This window comes from Pseudoalteromonas sp. A757, from assembly GCF_004103285.1.
GTDB classification, from domain to species: domain Bacteria; phylum Pseudomonadota; class Gammaproteobacteria; order Enterobacterales; family Alteromonadaceae; genus Pseudoalteromonas; species Pseudoalteromonas galatheae.
In genome coordinates this window covers 60,857-79,047 of the sequence record NZ_QNQN01000053.1, presented here as the reverse complement: position 1 = coordinate 79,047, position 18,191 = coordinate 60,857, and the positions used below count along the sequence as shown (strand labels likewise).

The following is an 18,191-nucleotide window of genomic DNA, read 5'->3' as shown; positions in this document are numbered from 1 at the left end:
GCTCATTGAATTCTGATTTTGATACCTTTCGGTATCGAATTGACTGTGCTGAATAAACTATGTTTATTCTGTTGGTCACTCAGTTCAATTGAGACTCTAAATTTGTTTGCGTCATCTAGCGAACTAGAATCTGCTGTTAGAACTCAATCTGTACGAGTGCCCACACAGATGATTGCTTCATATTTTTAAAGAACGTTTCGAAACATTTCGTTGTTTCGAGGGATGTGCATTCTAAGCATTCCCGATTTTTTGTCAACACTTAATTTTGAATTTCTTGAGAAGTTTTCAAAGCTAAGTTTTACTCGACTACCAACTCGTTGGCTTATTGCTTTTCAGCGCTGCTCCCCGTGTCGGTGGATGCGCATTATAGGGAGATCCGATTTTAGTGCAACCCCTTTTTTCATTAAAACTTATAAAAAAGGTTTGTTCGAACAGAAAACACACAAAACCGCTTAAAAACCACATTAATGCAATATTTTCTTCATAAAACTGTCACCAGTTTTCGCGAAGGGATCATAAGTATTGATCAAATTTGGGAGGATGCAAGATACAGTTGAAGAAATTTTCACCTGTATCTTGATATTCAACTATCTATTCTTTTAGTAAAGAAGACTATATAGCTTTCGTCGATATGCAGAAGCAACACTATCGCCATCAGGAAGCGAAGCGATAATATCTAAAAATCCCTTTTTGGCTTCACCGTAGTTCATGTCTTTCTTAAGCACCATAAGTAGGCTTGCCAATGCTTCTTCTTTTTTACCCACATCTAACTGAGCTTGAGCTAACTGACAACGTAAGTCTAATAAATCAGGCTCAGCTTTCACCGCTTGCTCTAGACGCTTTACCTCTGGTGAATCTTGTGCAGCCGCAGCTTGCGCCAATTTAGCGACTAAATTGTGGTAATACGGGTCTCGCTGTTCTTCATTTACAGAATCTAATAACGCTTGAGCTTCATCAAATTTTTGAATTTGCATACAGATATCCGCAAACACCAACTTAACCCGAGTATTACTACTGTCGATGTCGTATGCCTTCTTCGCATAACCAAAGGCATTATTTAGGTCGCCGCTTGCGAGGAATTGCTTCGCTTGATCAAGTAAAATAACTTCAGGTGATGGTAAATGCTCAGACAGAGCTTCTTTAATTTCTTCTTCTGTTTTTGCCCCTGCCAGCATATCTACCGGCGCACCACCTTTTAAAATCACAATCGTTGGCAAAGCTTGTAAACCAATTTGCTGAGCGAGTTGAGATGCCAGAGCTTGTTGGACATCACAGTCGATAACACCTATGGTTATGTGCTCACTATAAGCGGCCGCGATCCCTTCCAATATTTGGTCTTGCTGAACACATTCAGGGTTTTGATTGCTATAAAAGGTTAGTAATAACACTTTCTCTGGATTTGGATCGGTTATTACTTGCTGAATGTTTTCAGGAGTTAGTTGGATTTTATTGCTCATATTCTATTTTCTGTCTGAGTAATTAATATGGTTGATATAGTGACACTATCTGGATTTACAACCAAGCCAAGAAAACAATTATGCAGAGCTTGGCTTTCTCTTTCGAGTAAACTTCCCCTTTCTTGCCCCGCGTTTTTTAAATGCAGGTACAGGAACACCTTTCAGTGCATTCGTATTGATAGACTGAGCGCTGTCAATAAATCCACCTAACTCATCACAAAGCGGTTGCATAAATTGATTATACGACGTTTCCTTATTGGCGATCTTTCCGAGCAATGACTCCCAGAGCGCAGTTCTGTCTGGTAATGAAAGTGACTCAGGTAGGGTTTGAATAAATGCCTTTCCCAGTCCAGTAGAATATATTGTCTTGCCTTCTCTTCTAAGAAACTGCCGCCTAAACAAAAGCTCAATAATTCCGGCCCGCGTCGCCTCAGTGCCAAGCCCGTCAGTGTCTTTCAATACCTTTTTGATAGATTGATCGGAAACAAACCGTGCAATACCTGTCATCGCACCTAATAAGGTGGCTTCAGTATAATGCTTTGGCGGCTGAGTTTGTTTTTCTTTAACTTCACCTTTCTCGCACAAAAGTTGCTCTCCCACCTCTAATTCCGGCAATAGGCTTTCTTTTTCTACCTCTTGGCCTTTAAACAGTACCTTGAATCCTTGATCTGTTATTTGCTTCGCTTGTGCTTTGAATTGGCCACCACTTATCTCCAACTCGACTTTGGTTTCATTGTAGCGATAGGGGTGGAAGAATTGCGCGAGGTACTGTACAGAGATGAGTTGATAGACCTGCAACTCTCTATGCCCAAGCTGAGCACTGCGAAGCTTTTTAGTGGTTGGAATGATAGCGTGATGCGCTTCTACATTTTTATCATTCCAACACGCTCCTTTTAAATTCATGTCAGCTAACTTAATAAACTTACTTTCTATTCCCTGATTGTGCTTAGCAGCCGCAATGACTTGCTCTCTTTCAACAAAATGTTCTTGTGGTAGATAACGGTTATCTGATCTAGGGTAAGTGATCAGTTTATGTTTCTCATAGAGTGCCTGACAAATATCCAACACTTGCTGAGCCGATAAACCGTAGCGCTTATTTGCGTCAATCTGCAAAGAAGAGAGGTTATAGGGTAGCGGCGGATTTATCTTTTTTGGTTTCGTTTCAACCTTAGTTATTGTTGCTTGCTTTTGACTGATCCGATCCGCAACGTTTTCGGCTAAGGCCTTAACCAGAACACGCCCATCTTCGTCCATATAGGGCTTACACGCTTCACTTGGTACCCACTTAGCTTCAAAAACTCCCCAATGTGGTTTATTGATGTGTGCAATCACCTCATAAAATGGTTTAGATACAAAGTTCTCTATTTCTAAATCCCTTCTAACAACCAAGCCAAGTACGGGAGTTTGCACTCTACCAACCGACAAAACAGTATTCACTCCCGCTTTTTGCCCTGCCAACGTAAATGCTCTGGTTAAATTCATACCAAAAAGCCAATCCGCTCTAGCTCTTGCAAGCGCAGATACACTTAAAGGAACAAACTCTTGATTAGGCCGTGTCGAAGCCAATGCCTTTTTCACAGCTTGCGGGTTCAAATCACTGATCAACAAGCGTCGGATCGTTGCTCTTTTTCGGTCTGGCAAGTTTACGAATTGAAATACTTCGTCCACGAGCAATTGTCCTTCTCTATCAGGATCTCCAGCATGGTAGATTTCATCAGCTTTTGTGAGTAACTTTTTTAGAGTGCTAAGCTGCTTTTTTGTTTTTGGCTTAGCTTTGAACTGCCACTGAGTAGGCATGATTGGTAAATCTTGAAACTGCCATTTTTTGTATTTGGCATCGTAGTCTTCAGGTTCAGCTTGTTCCAACAGGTGACCTATACACCAAGAAACCACATCGCCATTCGCAACTTCTATATAACCATCTTGTTTTTTATGTGGTTTTGGTAAGACATCGGCGATTGCTCGACCTAAAGAGGGTTTTTCTGCGATATAGAGTTTCATGATTAGCTTAACTGTATATAGATACAGTTATCATAGTGAATTTTGACGAAAAACGCCATAGCTGCAAAGAGACTGTCTCCAGTCTCTTTGCAAACCAGCAAACTTACGTTCTTAATAAATTAAGTTGCTTATGCTTTTGTTCGACTATCTGCGTCATAGAACTGGCCGCTTGCTCAACCTCATCTGCGAACTTCGAAAGCTCAGCAGCAGCATCTGAAATGCCCGTCGTATTTGTATTAATTTCTTCGGTCACCATACTTTGCTCTTCCGCCGCCGTAGCAATTTGTGTTACTTCATTAGAAATGCTTGTCAACTCAGCTACTAGCGTGCTCATTAACCTAGCTGATTCTTGGCAATAACTCACTGCATCTTCGCCTAGCTGTACAGAGCTCTCAATGATCCGGCCTGAGTTCGCGACTTCACTCTGTAGGTTATCTATTAGTTTACTAATGTCGTCCGTCGATGCTTGTGTTTTTGACGCCAAAGCTCGAACTTCATCTGCAACAACCGCAAAACCACGTCCTTGCTCCCCTGCCCTTGCAGCTTCAATTGCCGCGTTTAAGGCCAGTAAGTTAGTTTGTTCTGCTATGGCTCTGATCACCTCCAGTATTTTGGAAATATCATCACTGCGTTCTGATACCTTCACCACTGCTTGTTTTGCATCAATGACTTGATCCGCCATTGATTGCACCGTTTCAGTTGTTTTAATGATGCTTTGTTCACTTTGCTGAACTTGATCAGCGGCTTGATTCGTACTTGCCGCCGCTTTTTCAGACGCCCGAGCCACCTCGGAGGCCGTCGCACTGAGCTCGTTAATTGCGGTTACTACGCTGTCTATCTCTAGATGCTGATTGGCAACTTTGTTTTTGATGTTAATTGCGGCTTCAGTTGTTCGATGTGACTGCTCGTAGGAAGATTCAGCAAGGCCTTTGAGGTCATCAATCATCTTGCGCAGTTTATCAGTAAAGCGATTAAAACCATGTGCCAAGGCAATTAACTCTGCATGATGACTCACTTCTAGCTCATGCGTTAAATCACCTTCGCTAGACGCTAAGTTCTCGACTCGTTCCTGAATATGCGTAAGCGGGCCAATAATTGTGTTCACTAATACTACCGCAATGGCAATGCCTATAACCGCAATAACAACTCCAATGGTAAGCATCCAACGACCAACAGAATCTGTCGACTCCTCAAGTTGACTTTGCAGGGTGGTTGCAGAGCTAAGTGCAATTGCCTTAGGAAGCTCAATTACAAGAGACCAAGTGGTGTTTGGTAACGCAATTTTAATCGGTACAGCTACGACTAAATCCTCACCAAACTCTTTAATCCCAGAGCCTGTGTGCAGTGATTTTAACACCTCAGCCCTATCAGACTTTGTCGACTCAGCAAGTGGACGTGCTAGGTTCTTGTAGTGGCTGGAACCCACAACAAGACCAAGCTCACTTAATAAGGTTACTTTAGCGGCTCCTGAGTAAAGTGAGTTTGAGAGCTCGTCAACCATGGTCTGGAAAATAGGCAAATTTACATCCACGCCCACCAAACCTCTAAATTGACGATTGACCACGACTGGAGTGGTCAATGAAGTCATCAACATTTGGTTGCCCGGAGAAATTTCATATAAATAGGGTTCCATGATACAAGGTGCAACTTTATCTTTTGCGCACAAATACCACTCGGCTTCTCGTAGGCCAAATTCATTGATTACATCGGCATACTTTTCTTCTGCCGACTCAACTTTTTGTTGCATCGGACCATCGGCTTCTTGAGTAAAGTAGAGCTCTAAGGTACCGGCGCCCGGCACGGAGTGACTCGAACCATCTTGATTGCTCGCATCATTGCCATCGTAACCATTCGGTTCAAACTGTGCATACATAGAAGATACAAAGCGATTTTGCTTTAGCGCACCATAAACAATCTCTTGCACTTGTTCACGGCTCAGAGGATCCTGCTTGGTGGTATGAGATAGCACACCAGCCAAAGTGTAAGGAACACGATAGGCTTCATTAATAAAGCCAGCCACGCGTTGCCCATATTGATTACCTTTAGCAATAAGGCCTTGGGATATTTCATCATAAATCGCTTGTTGGACCCCTTCACTTTGCTTGGTATTTTCTGCTGCAAGGTGAAACCACATTGTTGTCACTAATATAACAACCAAACTCGTTACTAATGCTGTTACAAAGAGTAAGAGTTTGTTTTTAATCGAAGCTTGTTTCATAACATTCCCAGTATTTAGACTTAGTATGCAAACAAATTGCACTACACGTTCATCATCAACTTGATAAAACGAGTGACCCCTATTTTTATCGGCAACTATGAAGCCTTTTTTAACTGTAGCAAAAAAATTAATAACGTACTGAAATTTATGGTGCTTAGGAGGAAAATTTTGAGAAATAAATTATAAAGCGATAGATAAAGAAAATAGCGCCGAAGCACTATTTTTTTATCTTATCTTTGCCAGTCGTCTTTTCATTACTTGGCAAACGGTGATGTATTGCTGACTTAATCAGCATATACCCAGAAATGGGGGCAGTGAGCAGCAAAAATATCGAAATCAATATTTCTTTCACACTTACGCCGTCAGTTGTGGTACTGAAATACACCATTGCCGAGGTCAATAAGCAGGCCATTCCAAGCGTTGTCGCTTTTGTAGGACCGTGGAGGCGCATAAAAAAGTCAGGCATTTTCACAAGGCCAATAGAGCCTATCAATACAAACGCACCACCTAACAGTAATAAAATCGAAATTATCCATTCTGACATATCGCTCTCCTACTCTATGATGTCGCCGCGTAGCAAATACTTACATACCGCAACCGTACTTACAAAGCCAAGCATCGCTATTAATAATGCAGCTTCAAAGTACAATGCTGTCCCCATACTCATTCCGTATAGAATAATAAGGGCAATGGTATTTATGTACATGGTATCCAGCGCTAAAATTCTATCTGGAATTGAAGGCCCGACAACTAAACGCCACAGGTTTAACAAAAGTGATACACCTATCATCGCAAAGACAATAAGAATTACAGTTTCTAGCATTCAAAAATCTCCTTCAATGGCGCTTCATAACGAGATTTAATAGTCTCAATCAATGCTTTCTCATCCGTAAGATCTAACACATGGATCAGTAAGTATTTACGTTCTGGTTTTTCGCCACTTTTTACCGACTCGGGCCAAGGGTATACCTCGGCACTTACGGTACCAGGGGTTAACGATACCGTGCTGGCTAAAATAGTAATTGGCATAGCTTGATCTATATCGAGCGGCACCAACACAAAACCGGGGCGTAATTTTTTCGTAGGTCCTAAGATCTTTATCGCCACCTCAACGTTGGCGGTAATAATATCGTAAAGCACCAACAACAAATGAGTAAGCGCACGCCATGGCTTAATGATCAGTGGTTGCTTAGTCCTAAACCGATAGGTAATAAGCGGGATCACAATAGCTAGAATGGTCGCGAGAATAAGATGCCCAGCTGACACGCTATTATTCAGCAACAACCACACAGTAAATAATAATAAGCTGCGAAATGGCGTTGGTAGCCATTTAAACTTTGCTTCTAAACGCATCTATTTCGCTCCTTTTAACACTGCATTAGTCATGCTAGAAAAGTCGTGCAAAGAGTCGGCTGCCGACAATGCGTAATCAGTCAATGGGCCGGCAAAAATCACCATTAACGGCGCACAAATTATCAAGGTCAAGATTGCGATAATTTGGGCTGGGTGCGCTTTTTCTGCCGATTGTGTATCGACCTTACCGGTATGATGCCAAAACACGGTACTTCCGGCTTTTGAAACGCTAACCAGTACCGCTAAGCTTACCAACAAATATACCGCCCAAAACCAGTATGTATGACTCGACTCAATAGTCGACTTTAAGATCCATACCTTGCCAATAAAACCAGATAACGGTGGCATACCAATCACAGTAATTGCGGCAATTGCAAACATGATCCCAAGTAACATAGGTTGAATTACTGGACGACCCGCAGTGATCCTGTCAGCAACTTTGCCCCTTTGTTTCCCCACTAAATCAGCGAGTAAGAACAATGCAGCTGACACTAATGTCGAGTGCACTAAATAGTAAATGGCTGCAGCACTGCTATTTACCGTTTGGACGGCGACTAATGCCACTAAGGTACCAACCGACACCACCACTAAATTTGCAGACAGCTTGCGCAAATCTTGACTAGCAAGCACACCAATTCCACCCATGACGATAGTCGCCAGTGCAAGCCACCATAGCCACTCTTGTGCCATATGACTTAATTCACCAGCTTGGTCGCCAAAAATCAGCGTATAAACGCGCATCATCGAATACACACCCACTTTAGTCATGATTGCAAATAAAGCAGCAACAACAGGTAACGCGGTTGCATAGGTGTTTGGTAGCCAAAGGTGAAGCGGTAGCAAGGCACCTTTTAGTGCAAATACAACCAATAATAACAAGCCACCAATCTTAGCAAGATAAACATCGTCTCCTTGTAAGAACGTGATCTTATACGCCATATCCGCCATGTTTAGAGTACCAAGCACACCGTACAAGATACCTAATGCAATCAAAAATACCGACGAACCCACTAGGTTTAGGATCACATATTGCAGTGACGCACGGGTATTATGCTTATCACCACCATGCATTAACAACGCATAAGATGCTATCAACAAAATCTCAAAGAATACAAATAGGTTGAACGCGTCACCAGTTAAAAAGGCACCGTTTACCCCCATCACCAAAAAGTGCAGTAGCGGATGGAAGAAGCTTCCTCGTTCGTCATCTCCAGCACAGCTATACAGCGAGCACACAAAACACAACAACGCGGTTAAGCTGACTAACAGAGTAGAAAGTTGGTCAGCAACTAGCACAATGCCAAACGGTGCTTGCCAGTTACCAATCGCATAAACTTGAATGCCAGACTGCTGAACATGTAGTAAAAGTGAGGCACAAACTGCAAACGTGATCAGCGACATAAGTACAGAAACTTTACGCCTAATCGCTAGGTTTTTACCACACGGTGGCATCAGCAAGATCACCCCTGCCAACATAGGTAATAAAATAGGTAAAGAAGTCAAATGTTGGATCATGCTTTACCCTTTTTGTCAGGAACAATACCATTTACATGGTCATTACCCAAATCAGAACGACCGCGGATAGCTAAGATCACGACAAATGCCGTCATCGCGAATCCGATAACAATAGCCGTCAATACCAAAGCTTGCGGCAGTGGATCTGCATACTCACTGCTATAACCGAGCACGGCAGCTTTGTTTAAGGTCAATCTACCCGATGCGAACAAAAACAAGTTAACCGCATAAGACAACATAGTTAAACCAAGAACAACAGGGAATGTTCTTGCTCGTAGAATCAAAAATACGCCACAGGCTACTAGTAAGCCTACGCACGATGCATAAAGCAATTCCATTAAATATTCACCTCTTCTTTGGGCGCATTTGCCGTTACTTTACCTAGGCTCGCCAAAATCATCAGCGTTGCACCTACCACGGTGATATAAACACCAAGGTCGAATGCAATGGCACTTGCCAACTCAGTTTTACCTACCAATGGGATATCAAAATAATCAAACCATGAGGTTAAGAATGGTTTGCCGAAGAACCAACTACCTACACCAGTTGCCAGAGAAATAGCGATACCCGTTGCGATAATCTTGCGGTAATTGACATCAAAGCGCTCTGCAATCCAATTCGAACCATGAGCAATGTATTGTAAAATAAAGGCTATTGCCGTGATTAGACCTGCGATAAATCCACCACCTGGAAGATTGTGGCCACGCAAGAAAATATAAACCGAAACCAACAACGCCAAAGGCAATAAGCTTTGCGAAATACTTGCTAGCAGTAGTGGATATCTCTCTTTCGCCCAAGGTCTTCCTTCACTATCACTACCAGGCATAAATAGTGGTAAGTTAATGAGCAACTTATAAATTCCAAGCGCCGCAATACCCAAAACGGTAATTTCACCTAGCGTATCAAAACCACGGAAATCTACTAAGATAACGTTAACAACATTCGTCCCGCCACCGCCAACCTTGGCATTTGCAATAAAGAACTCAGAAATACTGTCTAGTGGTCTTGTGATTAAGGCGTAACTAATACTTCCGATGATCACACCAATTGCTGAAGCAATACCAATATCACGTAGTACGCGAATAGAACTTGATTCCTTCGGCGTTCTTTGCGGTAAGAAGAATAACGCAAGCATTAACAGGATAATGGTTACAACTTCTACCGTTAACTGAGTAAGCGCCAGATCCGGTGCTGAAAAGCGTGTGAAAGCAACCGACACCATGAGACCAACAACCGAAATCATCAGCAGTGCAACCATACGAGTACGATGCCAAATAACCGTACCAATTGCCCCAATCATTAATAAGCCAGCCCCGATACCGTTATGCACATCAATTGGCGTCGGCTCTAAATTACCCACTAACTGTGACATTTCAAACAGTGGCCAACCAGCACTCACCAACACAACAATAAACATCAGCATTAGATAACGCTGTAACGAACCATTTTCTATTGCGTTTACACGCGCGCGACTCCAAGACACTATGTTGTACATAGTGCGTTCAAACGTTTTCTTTGCGTTCATTGGCGGTAATGAAGCTTGGAATTGGAATAGATATTTGCGCTGAGTATAAATTAATAAACCACCACATACCGCAAGGCCACTCATAAGCAGTGGTAAGTTAAAGCCATGCCAAATAGCAACCTCAAAGGTTGGCGCAGCCTCCCCTAATACCGCACTTGATGCTGTTTTTAACATGCCATCAACGATAAAGTTAGGGAACATGCCCACTATCAAACATAAAGCGACCAAGATTTCGATTGGAAAACGCATATAGCGTGGTGCTTCGTGTGGCTCCTTAGGCAAGTCAATTGGATCTCCGTTGAAGAATACGTCATGAATAAATCGCGCCGAATACGCTACAGAGAATGCACCGGCGATTGTCGCCAAAATTGGAATTAGCCATGACATAGAGCCCAGAAGTTGCTGGTGTAGCGTCTCGGCAAAGAACATTTCTTTAGACAAGAAACCATTAAGTAGCGGCACCCCTGCCATCGCAGAAGCGGCAACCATCGCAAGCGTTGCGGTATAGGGCATAAAACGCCACATACCGTTGAGCTTACGCATATCACGAGTGCCCGTTTCATGGTCGATGATCCCCGTCGCCATAAATAAAGAGGCCTTAAACGTTGCGTGGTTAATAATATGGAAAACCGCCGCAACAGTCGCAAGTTCAGTGTCCAGACCAAGTAATAAAGTAATCAGGCCTAAATGACTGATCGTTGAAAACGCCAGAAGGCCTTTTAGATCATGTTTAAATAGCGCAATATAGGCACCAACGAGCAGCGTTGCTAAGCCAGTTAAACCTACGAGGATAAACCACAGCTCTGTACCCGCTAGCGCAGGATAAAAGCGTGCCAGTAAGAATATCCCAGCTTTCACCATAGTCGCAGAATGCAAGTACGCACTTACAGGCGTTGGTGCAGCCATCGCGTGCGGTAACCAGAAATGGAATGGGAATTGCGCAGACTTAGTAAATGCGCCCAGTAGCACAAGGATTAACGCCACTTCATACAATGCATGAGATTGAATAAGCTCACGACTCGATAAAATCACATCGAGGTTATAACTGCCAACAATATCTCCTATCAACATCAAGCCAGCGAGCAGCGCTAAGCCGCCACCGCCTGTGATAGCAAGTGCCATTTTCGCCCCTTTGCGGGCTTCTGACTTATGCCACCAATAGCTAATAAGCAAAAATGAACTAATACTGGTAAGCTCCCAGAATAGCCACAGCTGTAATACGTTATTAGACATAACGATACCAAGCATAGCGGTCATAAAGAGCATTAAGTAGGCATAAAGTTTAGGCATGGAATCATTGGGGCTAAGGTAGTACCTAGCATAGAAGATAACCAACATACCAATGCCCAAGATCATGAAAACGAACAGCAACGCAAGACCATCCAGTCTAAACGCGATGTTAATATCTAGAAGCGGAACCCATTCAAATGTGTACCGAATAGTCTCTCCTGCAAAAACGGCAGGGGCGAGCTCAACAGCAAGTAAAATTGCCACTGCTGGCGCTACTAAGGTTATAGCAGTCGACTGATTACGGAAAGCTTTCCCGTAAATGCAGAGATAAAACTGCCAATTAAGGATAGCAAGGGTATCCAAAATAAAGTCATAGATGAAACCTTTTATTTGCGTCGTTATGGCTCGTTTAGATTAATGCGACAATCCCCCTTCCAGTTGGAGCGATCGGTACACATTAACCACACGTACATGAACCCTGTTATACTTGATTAGTGTTTGAGTTGTCTAGAGTTTCACTTTCTAGCTGATGCTATTTTAGCCAACCTTAACAAACTATTCAGAATAAGTTCAAAACTATTCAGCCGAATTAACCGCTATTTTATCTTCTAAACGTCTTGAATTCAGTACAGTTAACCACCTTTTACGGTAATTTTCATCTAACTTAATTGATTGATATTCCAGCAAAGAGTGACTGTTTGAGGGTTTATATGAGGGAAGTTTACCTAACTCACAGGTACGACTCGGCGCCCAATTGTTCGGTGCTTGGTCACCAACGTAAAGATTTGGTGCCTTTTGCCCTGAAGTCGCGCAAAGCCACTTTGCTTTTTTAGCTGGTATTGGGTACTCATCTTCAAAGCCACTAAAATGCATAAGCTCATGTATCAGCGTATTGTAAGTGCTGGAGGCGCTCAAAGTCATGTGCCTGCCACTGACATTAGCAAGCCCTTCTGCTGCCATGAATACGAGGTGATCATATTTCGACAAGCTCTGCTCGTGTTGTAAGTCGCATACAGCAAAACCTCTTTGCGTCTTACAACTGAGTTTATTCGCCGCATATATCGGCGTAGATAAGCAATATGTACCTTTGCCTGGTTCTGGCTGTCGCTCATAGGCATTCTTAAGCGCTTGCAAGTGCTGCAAACCATCTAAATCACTGGCAATTAGTGCAAGATTAAACTGACAGGATACGCTTGAATGCTGACGCTCTGAGAGAGTATAAAACTGTCCTAAGTAAGGATTATTCAAAAATGTCGTTACAGCCTTTCCTTGCCACACCGCGAGCAGTGAAGTGAGTTCTGAGTTTAACGCGTAACGCATGGAAAGTGCATAAAGCAAATGATATTGGCCAAGTGATATTAACTGCTCGGACACTTGCTGGCGCTGTTGACGATTTAAACGGGGCCAAGCATCAAGTAAAAGCAGCTTAGTGCTACTTTCCTCTTGAGCACTCAAACTACGCTGTAAGCGTTCAAACTCCCATTTTGGTTGCTGTAAGCCTGCAATGGCTTTTACTAATTGTGCACTTGCTTGTGAGGGTAACACCTCAAGCTCTGGTGCAATGGCAAAATAGCTATTTGGATTAGCGACGACAAGTGCTGATTTTTGCGCGATAGAGAGATGTGCATAATTAGGGCTGCTTGAAATCAGCAGCCCTATAAGCATAAAAATAAACAGGTGTTTAGCTCGCGTCTTGTTCGTCATTCAACTGGGCAAGTAAATCAAGCTCAAGACGCGCGTATTTATGTTCTACAAACTCATATACATTAGTTGCCAGCGCGAGCTTAAAATAGCTAATAGCAGAAGCTAAATCGCCTTGAACCTGATACCGCTTAGCCAGATAAAAATAGGCTTCACAAAGACGCTGCGCGTATTCTTCTTGGGTGCTCACCCCCTCAGAGATCTGTGCTAGAAACTCTTCTTCGGATAGTGTGCCCAAATACAGTGCAACTAGTTGAGAGGACCACTCTTCAGGATCTAAAGCTTGACTATTTGCCGCTAGTGTTTGTTTAGCAAGTACACCGTCTACTTGCTGCTGAGCAATATACAGCCACATGGCGCGGTACGCATCTTTTGGAGCGCGCGCCAAAAAGGCTTCAAAATCTTTTACAGCTAAATCAGCTCGCTCGCCGTAATACAATGCGATGCCACGATTTAAATAGGCATATTCATGTTGCTCGTCAAGCTCTAGAACGGCATCAAACATTTCATATGCCCGGCCATAGTTTTGCTCTAACGTTTGATGAATACCAAGAAAGTTATAAACTTCCGCGAGATCTGGTTTAATTTTTACGGCACGATTGAAATCAATGCGAGCAAGAGTTTGTAAGCCAATGCTATCGTACAACATGCCACGATTGTATAGCAGTTGTGCGCGTTGTTCATTTGCCATATCTGGTTGCAAGAGTAACTCGTTAAATCGAGCAATGGCAATCTCATTACGGAAATTGGCTTGAAGTGGTACTGCAAGCGGAACATTTACAATGTTTTTAGTGGCCTCTGGCTGCGTGCTTTTACATCCTACCAGCCCCATTAGCACTAATGGCACAACTATTTTCGCTAACTTCATTTCCTTCCTCATTCAATGGCATTTGCCCGTTTAGAGTCTTTGCACAGGTATACCAACAATCTGATTATTTACTAAAACTTTGCCTAGTTCTCTATTGACCAGATAAACTCAGTTTTGTTTCATCATTTTGAGTCAAACAGCATTAAAGCATAAAAAAAGGGGCTATTCAGCCCCTTTACACTTCTATTCTATGCAAAGCCTTGCAGAGATTACTCAGCACCCTCTTCTTTAGGCTGCTCAGCTTTTTTCTCTAAAGCTTCTTTGATACTTAAGCGAACACGGCCTTGGCGGTCAACTTCAAGTACTTTAACTTTAACTTCTTGACCAACAGATAGGTGATCTGAAACGTTATTTACACGCTCTTCACTGATTTGTGAGATGTGCACTAGGCCATCTTTACCAGGTAGTACGTTTACAAACGCACCGAAGTCTACGATACGGATAACTTTACCAGTGTAAAGCGTACCAACTTCAAGCTCTGCTGTAAGCGCTTCGATACGTGAAATAGCAGCTTGTGCACTATTACCATTCGTTGCAGCGATCTTGATAGTACCGTCGTCTTCAATTTCAATCGTTGTATCTGTTTCTTCAGTAAGCTGACGAATTGTTGCACCACCTTTACCGATAACTTCAGCAATCTTCTTCGCAGGGATCTTCATCGTGTAGATACGTGGAGCGAACTCAGATAGCTCTTCAGAAGGCGCAGAAATCGCTTGGTCCATCACACTTAGGATGTGTAGACGAGCAGCTTTCGCTTGGCGAAGCGCGATCTGCATGATTTCTTTGGTGATACCTTCAATCTTGATATCCATTTGTAGTGCAGTTACACCGTTTGCTGTACCCGCTACTTTGAAGTCCATATCACCTAAGTGATCTTCGTCACCAAGGATGTCAGAAAGTACGACGAAATCTTCGCCTTCTTTCACTAGACCCATCGCGATACCAGCAACTGACGCTTTAACTGGAACACCAGCGTTCATTAGCGCAAGTGAAGTACCACATACTGATGCCATTGAAGATGAACCGTTTGATTCAGTGATCTCAGATACTACACGTACTGAATATGGGAATTCAGCCAGTGTTGGCATTACTGCCGCAATACCACGCTTAGCTAGGTTACCGTGGCCGATTTCACGACGCTTAGGAGACCCTACAAAACCCGTTTCACCTACACAGAATGGAGGGAAGTTATAGTGAAGCATAAAGTGATGCTTGTGAGTACCAGTTAGGTCGTCTAGCATCTGCGCGTCACGCTCAGTACCAAGGGTTGCTGTTACAAGTGCCTGAGTTTCACCACGAGTAAAGATTGCAGAACCGTGAGTACGTGGCAGTACACCCGTCATCACGTCTAGCGCACGAACCATATCTGGTTCACGACCGTCGATACGTTTTTCGCCAGCAATGATGCGGCTACGTACAATTTTCTTCTCAAGTGAGCTGAATTCTTTACCTACCACTTGCTCATCTAGTGACTCGCCTTCGGCAACTTCAGCGCCTAATTTTTCAATGACTTCTGCTTTTGCTTCAGAAAGTGCTTCTTTACGTGCAACTTTGTCAGTAATACGGTAAGCATCACCTACTTTTTGCTCTGCAATTGCAGCTACTTTTTCAGCTAGGGTTAAATCTTTTTCAGGTGCAGTCCAATCCCATGCTGCTTTACCAGCTTCAGCGCGGAATTCTTCGATTGCTTTGATGATAGCTTGTGATTGCTCATGACCGTATACAACAGCGCCAAGCATTTCTTCTTCAGTTAACACTTCAGCTTCTGATTCAACCATTAGTACTGCGTTTTCAGTACCTGCAACAACCAAGTCAAGCTTACTTGTCTCTAGCTCTTTAAGAGTTGGGTTTAGTACATATTGACCGTCGATGAAACCAACGCGCGCTGCACCTAGAGGGCCATTGAATGGAATACCTGAGATAGCTAGTGCAGCTGAAGTACCAATCAAAGCAACGATATCAGGTTGGATCTCTGGATTTACAGAAACCACTGTCGCGATAACCTGAACTTCGTTTACGAAGCCGTCTGGGAATAGAGGACGAATTGGACGGTCGATAAGACGAGCTGTTAATGTCTCACCGTCTGAAGGACGACCTTCACGCTTCAAGAAACCACCAGGGATACGACCCGCAGCGTACATTTTTTCTTGGTAGTTAACCGTTAGTGGGAAAAAGTCTTGGCCAGGAGCCGCTTCTCTTCTTCCTACAACAGTCACAAGTACCGAAGTATCACCAATGCTTGCAAGTACTGCGCCGTCAGCTTGACGTGCGATAGCACCTGTCTCTAGAGTCACCGTGTGTTGACCTAGTTGAAATTCTTTAATAATTGCTTGCACAATATTTTCCTTACTAAATTGTTTTCAACGCCAACGGGGACCAATCACAGTCTTAAATAAACTCATCATAATTTACTTAAGCACTACAATTGGAAATCCAATTGACGCTCGTTTAAAAGTATTTTTAAACGGCTGTAAGTATACTGATAGAACAGCCACAAAAAAAGGGGCTAATTAGCCCCTTTTTTACTGTTGGATAAATTTCCAACAAGAAATCAAAAATATTAGCGACGTAGGCCAAGCTCTTTGATTAGTGCAGCATAACGGTCAACGCTCTTGCCTTTTAGGTAGTCAAGAAGGTTACGACGTTGGCTAACTTTACGTAGAAGACCACGACGAGAGTGGAAATCTTGCTTGTGGTTAGCGAAGTGACCTTGTAGCTTGTTGATGTCAGCAGTTAGAAGTGCAACTTGTACTTCTGGTGAACCTGTATCACCTTCTGCACGTGCGAACTTTGCTACGATTTCTGCTTTTTCTTGATTGCTTAGTGACATAATAACTCCAAAATAAGTTTAGTAATGCTTCAGCCGATCACTAATTCAGCCAAAGCGGAAGCTGGCGGATTATACCAGCATAAACTCCCCTTGCATAGGAAGATTTTATTGTGATTCTGGCTGAGCGGAAGATAGCGCGCGTTTAGCTTTCAATAACCCTTGTGGATTACGCTCGCCAATCCCAACAAACTTGCCATCAGCAACCACTTTAACAATACCGTCTGGTAAATTTTCGACAGCAACGGTTTGCCCGTGACCAAAAGCAACACCTTGCTCAGCGCTAATATCAACAACGCTCAAGTCGACCAAAGCGGTATCCATCGGCAACAATAATTCATCAAGATAAGTCGAAGGCGCAACTTCTTCCGCTTTTGCTTTCTCAAGTAACGCTTCTAGCTCGACTAAGGTAATCATTTTGTCGCTAGGATAATGACCAACCTCACTACGGTGTAACATAATAACATGCGCACCACAGCCAAGTTTCTCCCCCAAATCATCGACTATCGTACGAATATAAGTGCCTTTAGAGACATGTACTGTCATTTGAATTTGTTGAGTTTGCTCGTCGTATTCATCTAACGTAATACGATAGACATTAATCTTGCGGCATTTTCGCGGTACTTCGATACCTTCTCGGGCATATTTGTATAGCGGTTGGCCCTGATATTTGAGCGCCGAATACATCGAAGGGTACTGATCAGACTCCCCCAAGAAACTGGCAATTTCTCGTTCTAGCTGCTCAAGTGTTACATTTACTGGTCGCGTTTCAACTATTTCACCATCAGAATCTGATGTCGTCGTGCGCTCACCCAGCAGTGCTCTCACCACGTAGGTTTTATCGGTATCAAGCAAAAACTGGGTAAACTTAGTCGCTTCACCAAAGCAAATTGGCAACATACCTGTTGCCAGCGGATCCAAAGCACCAGTGTGGCCCGCTTTTTGAGCGAAATAAATGCCCTTTGCTTGCTGCAGTGCTTTGTTAGAAGAAATACCTTGCGGTTTATTTAATAACAGAATGCCGTCGATCGCACGGCCTTTGGTGCGACGCGCCATTACTCTTCCTCTTGGTCTTTATCTCCAGACTCAGGACCGCGCTTTGCGTTGTCTTCTCTGATCACAGAGTCAACCAAGTTAGAAATACGCATACCTTCCATTAGGGAGTTATCAATAACAAATTTAAGCTCAGGCATGATACGCGCACGAATACGCTTGCCAAGAAGCGAGCGAATATAACCGGTTGCTTCATTCAGAATAGCCGCACTTTGCTTAGTTTTGTCTTCATCATTGGTATTCAACACAGTAATGAATACTTTTGCATAAGAAAGATCACGTGATACCTCAACAGCTGACACTGTTACCATACCCAATCTAGGATCTTTAATTTCGCGCTGTAGGATCACCGCAATTTCTTTTTGAATTTGCTGTGCTACACGATCTGTACGAGAAAATTCTCTCATTTTCACCACTTAAAATTTCAAAATCTATGAGATCAC

The 18,191-nt window shown here is 43.1% G+C and carries 14 protein-coding genes and 1 pseudogene; all 15 read right to left on the bottom strand.

Going from position 1 to position 18,191, the window contains the following annotated elements:
* Positions 1–599: 599 nt before the first annotated feature.
* The 15 genes and pseudogenes from DRB05_RS02485 to rbfA all read right to left on the bottom strand — a co-directional run bounded on the left by DRB05_RS02485 (position 600) and on the right by rbfA (position 18,155).
* Complete coding sequence (locus DRB05_RS02485) at positions 600–1,457, bottom strand: tetratricopeptide repeat protein (protein ID WP_128725535.1); 858 nt, start codon at positions 1,455–1,457, stop codon at positions 600–602.
* Between the two features lie 78 nt (positions 1,458–1,535).
* A complete protein-coding gene (locus DRB05_RS02480; RefSeq protein ID WP_128725534.1) occupies positions 1,536–3,458 on the bottom strand; it encodes a DNA topoisomerase III in 1,923 nt (640 codons plus the stop codon).
* Between the two features lie 103 nt (positions 3,459–3,561).
* Positions 3,562–5,676 (bottom strand): methyl-accepting chemotaxis protein, encoded by a 2,115-nt coding sequence (locus DRB05_RS02475; RefSeq protein WP_128725533.1) that lies wholly within the window; start codon positions 5,674–5,676, stop codon positions 3,562–3,564.
* Positions 5,677–5,893: 217 nt separating this feature from the next.
* Positions 5,894–6,220: a Na+/H+ antiporter subunit G gene (locus tag DRB05_RS02470; protein WP_010370840.1), complete on the bottom strand. Its 327-nt coding sequence runs from the start codon at positions 6,218–6,220 to the stop codon at positions 5,894–5,896.
* Positions 6,221–6,229: 9 nt separating this feature from the next.
* Positions 6,230–6,499: a K+/H+ antiporter subunit F gene (locus tag DRB05_RS02465; RefSeq protein ID WP_010370838.1), complete on the bottom strand. Its 270-nt coding sequence runs from the start codon at positions 6,497–6,499 to the stop codon at positions 6,230–6,232.
* Positions 6,493–7,029 carry a Na+/H+ antiporter subunit E gene (locus DRB05_RS02460; protein ID WP_128725532.1) on the bottom strand — a complete coding sequence of 179 codons (537 nt, stop codon included), beginning with the start codon at positions 7,027–7,029 and terminating at the stop codon, positions 6,493–6,495. The genes DRB05_RS02465 and DRB05_RS02460 overlap by 7 nt, the downstream gene beginning before the upstream one ends.
* Positions 7,030–8,544, bottom strand: a complete 1,515-nt coding sequence (locus DRB05_RS02455; RefSeq protein WP_128725531.1) for a monovalent cation/H+ antiporter subunit D — start codon at positions 8,542–8,544, stop codon at positions 7,030–7,032.
* Complete coding sequence (locus DRB05_RS02450; RefSeq protein WP_010370832.1) at positions 8,541–8,882, bottom strand: Na+/H+ antiporter subunit C; 342 nt, start codon at positions 8,880–8,882, stop codon at positions 8,541–8,543. Before DRB05_RS02450 ends, DRB05_RS02455 begins: the two co-directional genes overlap by 4 nt.
* Positions 8,882–11,673, bottom strand: a pseudogene (locus DRB05_RS02445) (monovalent cation/H+ antiporter subunit A). Before DRB05_RS02445 ends, DRB05_RS02450 begins: the two are co-directional and overlap by 1 nt.
* Before the next feature lie 202 nt (positions 11,674–11,875).
* Positions 11,876–13,003: a hypothetical protein gene (locus tag DRB05_RS02440; RefSeq protein WP_128725530.1), complete on the bottom strand. Its 1,128-nt coding sequence runs from the start codon at positions 13,001–13,003 to the stop codon at positions 11,876–11,878.
* Positions 12,981–13,868: a lipoprotein NlpI gene (gene nlpI / locus DRB05_RS02435; RefSeq protein WP_128725529.1), complete on the bottom strand. Its 888-nt coding sequence runs from the start codon at positions 13,866–13,868 to the stop codon at positions 12,981–12,983. The genes DRB05_RS02440 and nlpI overlap by 23 nt, the downstream gene beginning before the upstream one ends.
* A 209-nt stretch (positions 13,869–14,077) precedes the next feature.
* Positions 14,078–16,204, bottom strand: a complete 2,127-nt coding sequence (gene pnp, locus DRB05_RS02430; RefSeq protein ID WP_128725528.1) for a polyribonucleotide nucleotidyltransferase — start codon at positions 16,202–16,204, stop codon at positions 14,078–14,080.
* Positions 16,205–16,428: 224 nt separating this feature from the next.
* A complete protein-coding gene (gene rpsO / locus DRB05_RS02425; RefSeq protein ID WP_010370825.1) occupies positions 16,429–16,698 on the bottom strand; it encodes a 30S ribosomal protein S15 in 270 nt (89 codons plus the stop codon).
* Positions 16,699–16,803: 105 nt separating this feature from the next.
* A complete protein-coding gene (gene truB, locus DRB05_RS02420) occupies positions 16,804–17,751 on the bottom strand; it encodes a tRNA pseudouridine(55) synthase TruB (protein WP_128725527.1) in 948 nt (315 codons plus the stop codon).
* On the bottom strand, positions 17,751–18,155 hold the full coding sequence (gene rbfA / locus DRB05_RS02415; RefSeq protein WP_128725526.1) for a 30S ribosome-binding factor RbfA: 405 nt from the start codon (positions 18,153–18,155) through the stop codon (positions 17,751–17,753). The genes truB and rbfA overlap by 1 nt, the downstream gene beginning before the upstream one ends.
* Positions 18,156–18,191: the final 36 nt, after the last annotated feature.